Source organism: Coleofasciculus sp. A1-SPW-01 (genome assembly GCF_040217205.1).
Classification (GTDB): Bacteria; Cyanobacteriota; Cyanobacteriia; order Cyanobacteriales; family Coleofasciculaceae; genus Coleofasciculus; species Coleofasciculus chthonoplastes_A.
On the sequence record NZ_JAVJNP010000054.1, the window covers coordinates 1 to 8,050 of the forward strand.

At 43.3% G+C, this 8,050-nt stretch carries 6 protein-coding genes and 1 pseudogene; 2 read left to right on the forward strand and 5 right to left on the reverse strand.

The genetic code is table 11. The features are described 5' to 3' along the window. Positions 1–196 precede the first annotated feature (196 nt). From RH949_RS09260 to RH949_RS09280, 5 genes are all read right to left on the reverse strand, one after another. Complete coding sequence (locus tag RH949_RS09260) at positions 197–541, reverse strand: slr1659 superfamily regulator (protein ID WP_446352657.1); 345 nt, start codon at positions 539–541, stop codon at positions 197–199. Between the two features lie 241 nt (positions 542–782). After that, entirely contained in the window at positions 783–1,364 is a 582-nt protein-coding gene (locus tag RH949_RS09265; RefSeq protein ID WP_006100126.1) for a slr1658 superfamily regulator, read from the reverse strand. A gap of 94 nt (positions 1,365–1,458) precedes the next feature. Further along, on the reverse strand, positions 1,459–3,324 hold the full coding sequence (locus RH949_RS09270) for a SpoIIE family protein phosphatase (RefSeq protein WP_446352658.1): 1,866 nt from the start codon (positions 3,322–3,324) through the stop codon (positions 1,459–1,461). 74 nt (positions 3,325–3,398) lie between these two features. After that, the gene (gene amt / locus RH949_RS09275) at positions 3,399–5,909 is read right to left on the reverse strand and encodes an ammonium transporter (RefSeq protein ID WP_446352659.1); all 2,511 of its coding nucleotides are present in this window, start codon (positions 5,907–5,909) and stop codon (positions 3,399–3,401) included. 90 nt (positions 5,910–5,999) lie between these two features. Beyond that, positions 6,000–6,347, reverse strand: coding sequence for a hypothetical protein (locus tag RH949_RS09280; RefSeq protein ID WP_446352660.1), 348 nt, complete (start codon positions 6,345–6,347; stop codon positions 6,000–6,002). A gap of 50 nt (positions 6,348–6,397) precedes the next feature. Here RH949_RS09280 and RH949_RS09285 point away from each other — a divergent pair, with 50 nt between their 5' ends. Beyond that, positions 6,398–7,633 carry a hypothetical protein gene (locus tag RH949_RS09285; RefSeq protein WP_446352661.1) on the forward strand — a complete coding sequence of 412 codons (1,236 nt, stop codon included), beginning with the start codon at positions 6,398–6,400 and terminating at the stop codon, positions 7,631–7,633. A gap of 119 nt (positions 7,634–7,752) precedes the next feature. Continuing rightward, positions 7,753–8,050 (forward strand): annotated as a pseudogene (locus tag RH949_RS09290) (hypothetical protein); the annotation flags it as partial.

The following is an 8,050-nucleotide window of genomic DNA, read 5'->3' on the forward strand; positions in this document are numbered from 1 at the left end:
GAGCCGGATATCTCTGGGAAAAATGAGGGAGTTAAAGACGAGTAAAACTTTTCGGTCATCGTCAAATTAATTCCTCTTAATTAAGTTAAAAATGAGTTTGCGTAAAAATTACGCAAACTCATTTTTTTGTCCAAAGTCCAACCCCATACAGATGTACTGCACCCAATAGATTTTTATTTGAGCATTACCGCGAACACTAATCGACTTCCAGCGTTAAACTTGGCATGAGTCGCTGTAAGTTTTTTAACGATTTACCTTGCCAAGGAATGTTCTGAGAACCTTTTACAATCATTTTAATTGTCTTTTTCTGTCTAACTTTAATCGCAAATTTCGACAACATGCTAATTCCCGAACTGTTGAGAAATTGCAGATCTCGTAAGTTAAGCGTCAGGATAGAGGGCTGACTCTCTATGGCTTGATCGAGTAAGTCTATAATTGGTGCATATTCTTCGGTGCCACTTAGCCGTAGGGAACCTTTCCAAGAAACGGTTGAATTTTCTTTATCATACAATACACTATACGTATCACTTTTAACTTCCATTTTTCCCATCCTTGACAAAATTATGGCGTTCTCAAAAGCTGATTAAATAAACAAACTTACTCATAGACATCTCTAGAAATTAAGATTTAACCACTGTTTGACAATGGTTTCAGATGAATTATCGGAGATGTCTAATGTCGTGGCTTAAAACCACGAACCGTAAGCTCTAAAATATACCTCGTTTTGGATTTTAAATGTTGAATTCATGTTTACCGTTTTCCTTGACGACTGCACTGACGCTTCATACTGTCAATCGCACCATGGTGGTGACGGTGGTAATAGGTGGCGTCTTTGCCAGGGTTTCAAACTTCCAGCCGAGGGTTGCCATGTAGTCATTGATCATGGTTAAAAATCCTAAGCGAGAAGCCGTGCTGGTTTCGTCTGCTGCATTTTGTTCTAACTGATGAATATACAACTCTTGGGGGTCTGATGTCGTCAATTTCTGGAGATATGCCTGAAAATTATCCAGAATTTGGGGAGGAACCGTGTTTTTTGTCAAGAAGACTAAGCTGTCGTTATACAGGTGTAAGGCGATACTAATGGCGTGCGGTGAGGTATCATCGTTAAACTTCATGGCGTTCTCTAACAGCTCATTGGCAATGTAACTCACAGCACTCTTAATCTCCACTTGTTGAGCTGTAGCATTCGTATCCTCTTGGTCAGTGGGAAAAAATGTTACCACATAGTCAGCCATGAAATCTGCGGATAACCCATTATTCCGCCAGCGATGCTTTAACGGAATCGAGCTGGGTGAAAATTGGATAACCAAGTATTCCTCACTGGGAGGTAGCTGTTCGTTGAAATCTCCAAAGATCTGAGTCATATCGCGTTTGTCGGTAGTCTGTTTGAGGAGTGCCAAAGAAAACAATCATAACTTGTAAACGTCAGGCGTAATCTTTTTCCCAGTTCCCTATTCCCTAACTATCCTGTTGAATTGGTGCGACGCCGGAGCGATCGCGCAGCAAGGATGGTTTGGGTTTAATCACTAACAGCGTTATATCATCATAAACCTTTTGTGTCCCAATATGACGCCGCACATCCTCAATCACGGCTTGGCGAATTTCCTGGGCTGACTGTCGCCAGTTGTCACTGAGAATCTGACACAGACGTTCAATCCCATACTGTACGCCTTGGGGATTTTCGGCTTCGGGAATTCCATCGGTGTAGAGAACCACCACATCGCCAGGATTTAACTGGATTTCCGCATCGGCGACAAAATCGGCAATATCGGCGACTAGACCAATGGGAAAGCCTAAATCAATGGTATCAACTCGCTCAATTTTACCACCCGATCGCACGACAATCATTTCTTCATGTTGTCCACTCAAGCGCAGTTTATCTTGGTGATAGTCCAAGATGGAGAGGGTGAGATTTTTCTCCGATTTCATTCGCTGGATATTATGATAAATCGTTCGATTCAAGACACTTAAAAATTGCTTTGAATCCGTTTTCGCTCCTTCCAATAACGTTCTCACCGCCGTTTGCACCATAATCATCAAAACTCCACTTTCTAACCCATGTCCCGTGACATCGCCAATACCAATAGTGACATGACCATTATTTTGCAGGACATCATAATAGTCGCCGCCAACTTCAGTGGCGGGTTCCATAAAGCCAGCGATGTCTAATTCAGCAATCTGGTTCAGTTCCTCCTGTTTAGGTAACATCATCTGTTGCAGACGACGAGTTACCTCAACTTCAGCACTTAGACGTAGATTTTCGGCTTTCAAACGACTATTGAGCAGGGTAATTTCCTGATTCGCTTGAGCTAATTGAGCCGTGCGTTTCTCCACTCTCGTTTCTAATTCTTCATTGGCATGTTGGAGGGCATCTTGACTCCGGCGCAATGCGATAGTCGCTCGTTGAACCGCTTTTTGCAGTCGAACTGGCTCACTGACTAAGATATAAACTAACACTCCAGCTAATAGTGCTGATAATCCGCCCCCTATCCACAACCATTTGGAAATAGGTGCCGTTGATGCCCATCCCTGATCAGGAATTGCCGCTAATTGCCATGATCCGTTCGGTAACGTTACCTCTAAACGGACAGGATTTTGTTGAAAAATACTAGCATCGCCGAAAAATAAGTCTCCCGTTTCACCCAACCCATCTTTGCCACGAATCGCATATTGGATTTGGCTGGATGGATTCAGTAATTCGGCGTCTTTAAATAATGTGTTCCGGTCAAAACCAATACCAACTAGACCCCAATAGCGACCACTTTGGGGAGGTTGATCGGGGGGCGTGATAAATATCGGGGTACGACTAATAAATCCCCAATTTTTTTTAGGTTCTAACTGCAACGGACCAGCAAAAACGGTTTGGCGGCTTTGAATGGCTCTCTCAATGGCGTCTCGTTCTTCCGGAATAGTCATCGGATTAAAGCCAATCGCGTCTTCGTTTCCGGCTAAGGGATAGAGATGACTAACGATGTTATCTTTATACAGGGCTAAGAATTCAATCCCTTCTTGATCTTCAACGAGGACGCTAGAGAGACGCTCAAATTCGCTTTGGGTAATGTCTGGGTTAATCGTGGACACATACGCCAATAAACCTCGTGTGAGAAAAAGTCGCTGGTTTAGGGCGGCTTCTAAGCGGGCTCTCGCTGCACTCAGTTGATTGAGAACATCCGAACGTTGTTGTTCGGAAAACCGTTGGTATTCAGCGCGTTCAAAACCCCTAACTACGGTTAGCAGAATAACTACCGTTAAGAAGGCGGCAAAATAAGGAAAAACGCGATTATTTAGGGCAGAACGGATTGAAAACCATGGGTTGTTTGTCATTGGTTAGGGAACAGGGAACGGGGAACGGGGAACAGGGAACAGACAATAGGCAATAGGCAATAGGCAATAGGCAATTAAACTTCAAAAATTTTTCTTTGTTTAATTACGAGTAAGGTGATATCATCATAAAGTTGCTGTGCTTGAATATACTGGCGTAGGTCATAAATAACGGCTTGCCGAATTTCAGCAGCGGATTGTTGCCAATTCTGACTGAGAATCTGACACAAACGTTCGATGCCGTATGGTATCCCTTGGGCATTTTCTGCTTCTGGAATCCCATCGGTGTAGAGGACAACAGCATCTCCCGGATTTAACTGGACTTGAAGATGTGCCACGAAATCAGCAATATCAGCATCTAAACCAATGGGAAACCCTAGATCAATGGTATCAATTCGCTCAATATGACCTCCAGCACGCACGACAATGATCTCTTCATGTTGTCCGCTCAAATTTAGGATACCTTTTTGATAGTCCAACAAAGCCAAGGTGAGGTTTTTGTCGGAGTTCATCCGCTGGATGTTTTGATAAATGGTGCGATTGAGGATATCTAAAAATTGCTTGGGGTCAGTTTGGTTACTTTCTAATAGGGTGCGGACGGCGGTTTGTACCATTAAGCTTAATACCCCGCTTTCTAAGCCATGTCCCGTCACATCACCAATACTAATTTGGACGCGATCGCGATAGGGTAAGATATCATAATAATCCCCACCCACTTCCGTCGCCGGTTCCATAAATCCAGAAATCTCTAAGTCAGTAATTTGATTCAATTCTGCCTCTTTTGGAAGCAGCATCTGTTGTAAGCGACGAGTGACCTCAAGTTCAGCGCTCAATCGCAAATTTTCTGCCTTGAGACGTTCATTGAGCTTAGTAATTTCCTGATTTGCCCGAAACAAATCCGCTTGGGCTTGTTTGCGTTCCGAGATGTCGCGAAATGTACCCGTATAAAAACAATTTTGACCGGATTTCGTTTCCACAACCGTTGCTTCTAGGGGAAAGCGAGACCCATCAACGCGACAGCCAACAATCTCATGTCTGCCAACTTTTAATAACCGTTCCATCCCTATATCAGTATCATCGGCTACGGGTGTTGACCAATCCAATAGCTGATGAATATTCATACCCGTAAATTCGTTGATAGAATACCCAAATATCTCTTTCGCACTGGGATTAGCGGTGACAATTTTGAGTTGAGGTTTGGTGAAGGTAATAATCGCATCCATTGCGGTTTTGACAATGGCATCGGTGCGGGTTAATGCCTCTTCTAAGGCATTCATTACCTGGTTATAACGCTGGGCAATTTGACCGACTTGCGTAAATGGTTCGACAGGAACTCGTAAGCTTAAATCTTGAGTCTGGGCTTGGGCTTCCATTACCTGAAACAGGTCACAAATCTCAGTTTTGGCGCGATGTTCGGACACATTTAAACCAATCTGTTCCGCCTCAATACTCACCCGCATTGGCAAAAAACGATTGGTGATGAATAATAGGAGATAGGTTAAACCAAATGCCCAAATACCACAACTAAGAATTCCGATTACCTGCACACCAAGCTGAATCACTGGACTCAACCCCGTATCCAGCAATTCCGGTTGACCAAACAACGCCACGGCTAATGTTCCCCAAATTCCTCCACCCAGATGCACGGGTATAGCATCGACAGCATCATCAATCTGCCACCGTTCCAACCAATTCGACATCAAGGTGGCAATAATACCCCCAATTGCCCCAATAATCACGGATGCGGGAGAGGTGACAACATGGCAACAGGCGGTAATTGAAACGAGTCCCGCTAAGGAACCATTAATTAGGGATTCGACTTCCGGAAGCTGACACCGATACCAGCTAACCATTCCCGCTGCCATCATTCCGGCAATACCTGCTAGCACGGTATGCACGATAATGCTAGGAACCTGCTCATTTAAGCTCAATGTGCTGCCCCCATTGAACCCCAACCAGCCAATCCACAATAGCATGGCACCTAACACCGAAAGGGGTAAATTAGAACCGTGGATTTTTCGCGGTGGTAGATGATCCGGAAATCGCCCGGTGCGTGAGCCGATAATCATCAGACTGGCGAGGGATACCCAGCCACCGAGACTATGTACGACTGTAGAACCGGCAAAATCGACAAAGCCAAGCTGTTCTAACCAACCCACTGATTGAGCTAAATCAATCCCGTTCCACGCCCAATGTCCAAACAGGGGATAAATCAGACCAGACACCAAACCCGCTAAGATTAGATAAGCCCTAAACTTCATCCGTTCTGCCACCGCCCCGGAGACAATCGTGGTGGCGGTGCTGCAAAACATGGCTTGGAACAAAAAGAAAGCCGCCAGTCGGGGTGTAGCTTCAACGTGAACGAAGAAATCGCTTGAGCCAATCCACCCCAGCACTGAGGTGCCAAACATAAAGGCATATCCGAACGCCCAAAATAAGGCAATAGATATGCCCAAGTCAGCTAAGTTTTTAATGGCAACATTGATACTATTTTTCGATCGCGTCAGCCCTGACTCCAGGCACATAAACCCCGGTTGCATCAGGAATACCAAGCCAGAACAGACGAGGAGCCACAGAATATCAATCACTTATATCTGCCCCTTGTTTTTGGTATACAAATATATATCATCCTTACAGATATGCCAGGTCTAATTCCAGAACCTTTAGGGCAATTTTAATTAAAGCGGTTTGGTAATCAGATGTTTAGCGGCATCAAGTTCTAAGTTCTGGGCATAAGACAAGGCTTGCTCGTACTTTTTCTGATTGATATAAGCTTGAGTCAGCAACACCTCCCCTTGCATTCGGACTGAATAGCCTTGATTATCGGGTAATGGTTCATCATAGCTAATCGTTGAGAGTCGTGCGATCGCGTCTGGGTAAGCGCCAATTTTGCTATACTCGGCGATAATCTTAACTAAAAGCGGGTTGCGGATAGTTTCCAGATATAAATTTTGTCGTTGTACTGAGGTTGACTGGGAATCCGACAAATTTGTGTCTGGAGAGGAAGGGTAGATTTTGCATCCCATGTAAACAGCTAACCAATCATCAAATACCGAAAAGCTTACGAAAAAACACTATGCTTACCCAAATCCGCCGTCTGTTGAATCGGTTTTTTAGAAGATCAAGGACAATCAACGATGAACCTCTGAACAAGGTAAGTTTGATTGTCATTATCTTGATTGATATTTTTATTTTAGTCAATGTTTTTACCGGACTGAATAATATTAGCCAATGGTATATTAGCCCTTCATCGGCTTATCCCTGTTATTCTGAGTGGAAAAATTACCAAACTCAAACAATTTCAGATAAAGATTATGAGATTATCCAGTCTTCAGTGAGATCGGCAATAAACTATCAATCTAATTTTCAGCAACCCTATCAACAAGCAGCGGTTGGACATCTAGGCACAGTGTCTAAAACCTGCTTAGAGTACGGCAGTTACAAAGATAAACTCAATAATCCTGAAAATCAGCAAATCATAGCGGCTATTGATCAGAAACAAGAAGAAATAAGTCAGCTTGAACAAACGAATCGCAGTATTCGTGAGCAATATGACTCAACTTTATTAGAAAAAATAGCAGGTCAGTCTCGTGATCAGTCTATTAATAGAGTGGGTGCAGAGCAAGCCAAACAGCAACTTGAACAAAATAACCGCAATATTGCTAGGCTTAAACAGGAAATTGCTCAGCTTAAAAATCAACTGACCGCAAAACCCGAAAGTTTAGTTTTCATTAACTTTCTTAAGAACAAAAGGACATTTCAATCCATTGAAAACGCCTACCAGCGGGCATCCTTTTGGTATCCGAGCATCCAATTCAGCTTTCAAGCGCTTTTCCTGTTGCCACTAATTTTCCTTTCCTTATCAGTTTATAATTTTGCTCAACGAAAAGGATATGGACTTATTGCCCTAATTAGCTGGCATTTGTCAGTCGTCTTTTTTGTACCACTGATCTTTAAGCTCTTTGAGTTTCTGCAATTTGGTACAATCGTTCAATTTCTCGTTGCTCTGATTAGCACCCTTTTAGGCGGACTCGTTTTTCTGGTCAGTTATGCTTATATCTTACTAATTCCTCTGATTGGGTTTGGCATTATCAAGTTTTTCCAAAAAATTGTCTTTAATCCAAAAATTCAGGCAGCTAGGCGAGTCCAAAAATCACGATGTATCCGGTGTGCTAATAAAATTCCGACCCATGATGCTTACTGTCCCCACTGTGGTTTTTATCAATACGCTGAATGTCATAATTGTCATAGTATGACTTATAAGTATTTACCGTATTGTAAACAATGTGGACAGTCTCAAGATTCCAGTTAATAGTAGATTCGTCGTTACGCTGTCTTCGCAATAAGCACTCGCGATCGCGTACAATTCAGGTAAACATAACTCGTATTTGGCTGGTTATCCGAGTAAGCTGTTATGCATTTAAATTGGGTATGAGTAGCGAGCAAGATGTTCAATGTAGCGAGCAAGATGTTCAATGTAGCGAGCAAGATGCTCAATGTAGCGAGCAAGATGCTCAATGTAGCGAGCAAGATGCTCAATGTAGCGAGCAAGATGCTCAATGTAGCGAGCAAGATGTTCAATGTAGCGAGCAAGATGCTCAATGTAGCGAGCAAGATGCTCAATGTAGCGAGCAAGATGCTCAATGTAGCGAGCAAGATGCTCAATGTAGCGAGCAAGATGCTCAATGTAGCGAGCAAGATGCTCGCACTACGGCAAGGATTTCGCCAT

What these genes read in the sequence shown, in the direction of transcription:
- RH949_RS09260 (WP_446352657.1), bottom strand. Translation starts at nt 541, where the DNA reads ATGGAAGTTAAAAGTGATACGTATAGTGTATTGTATGATAAAGAAAAT.
- RH949_RS09265 (WP_006100126.1), bottom strand. Translation starts at nt 1,364, where the DNA reads ATGACTCAGATCTTTGGAGATTTCAACGAACAGCTACCTCCCAGTGAG.
- RH949_RS09270 (WP_446352658.1), bottom strand. Translation starts at nt 3,324, where the DNA reads ATGACAAACAACCCATGGTTTTCAATCCGTTCTGCCCTAAATAATCGC.
- RH949_RS09280 (WP_446352660.1), bottom strand. Translation starts at nt 6,347, where the DNA reads ATGGGATGCAAAATCTACCCTTCCTCTCCAGACACAAATTTGTCGGAT.
- RH949_RS09285 (WP_446352661.1), top strand. Translation starts at nt 6,398, where the DNA reads ATGCTTACCCAAATCCGCCGTCTGTTGAATCGGTTTTTTAGAAGATCA.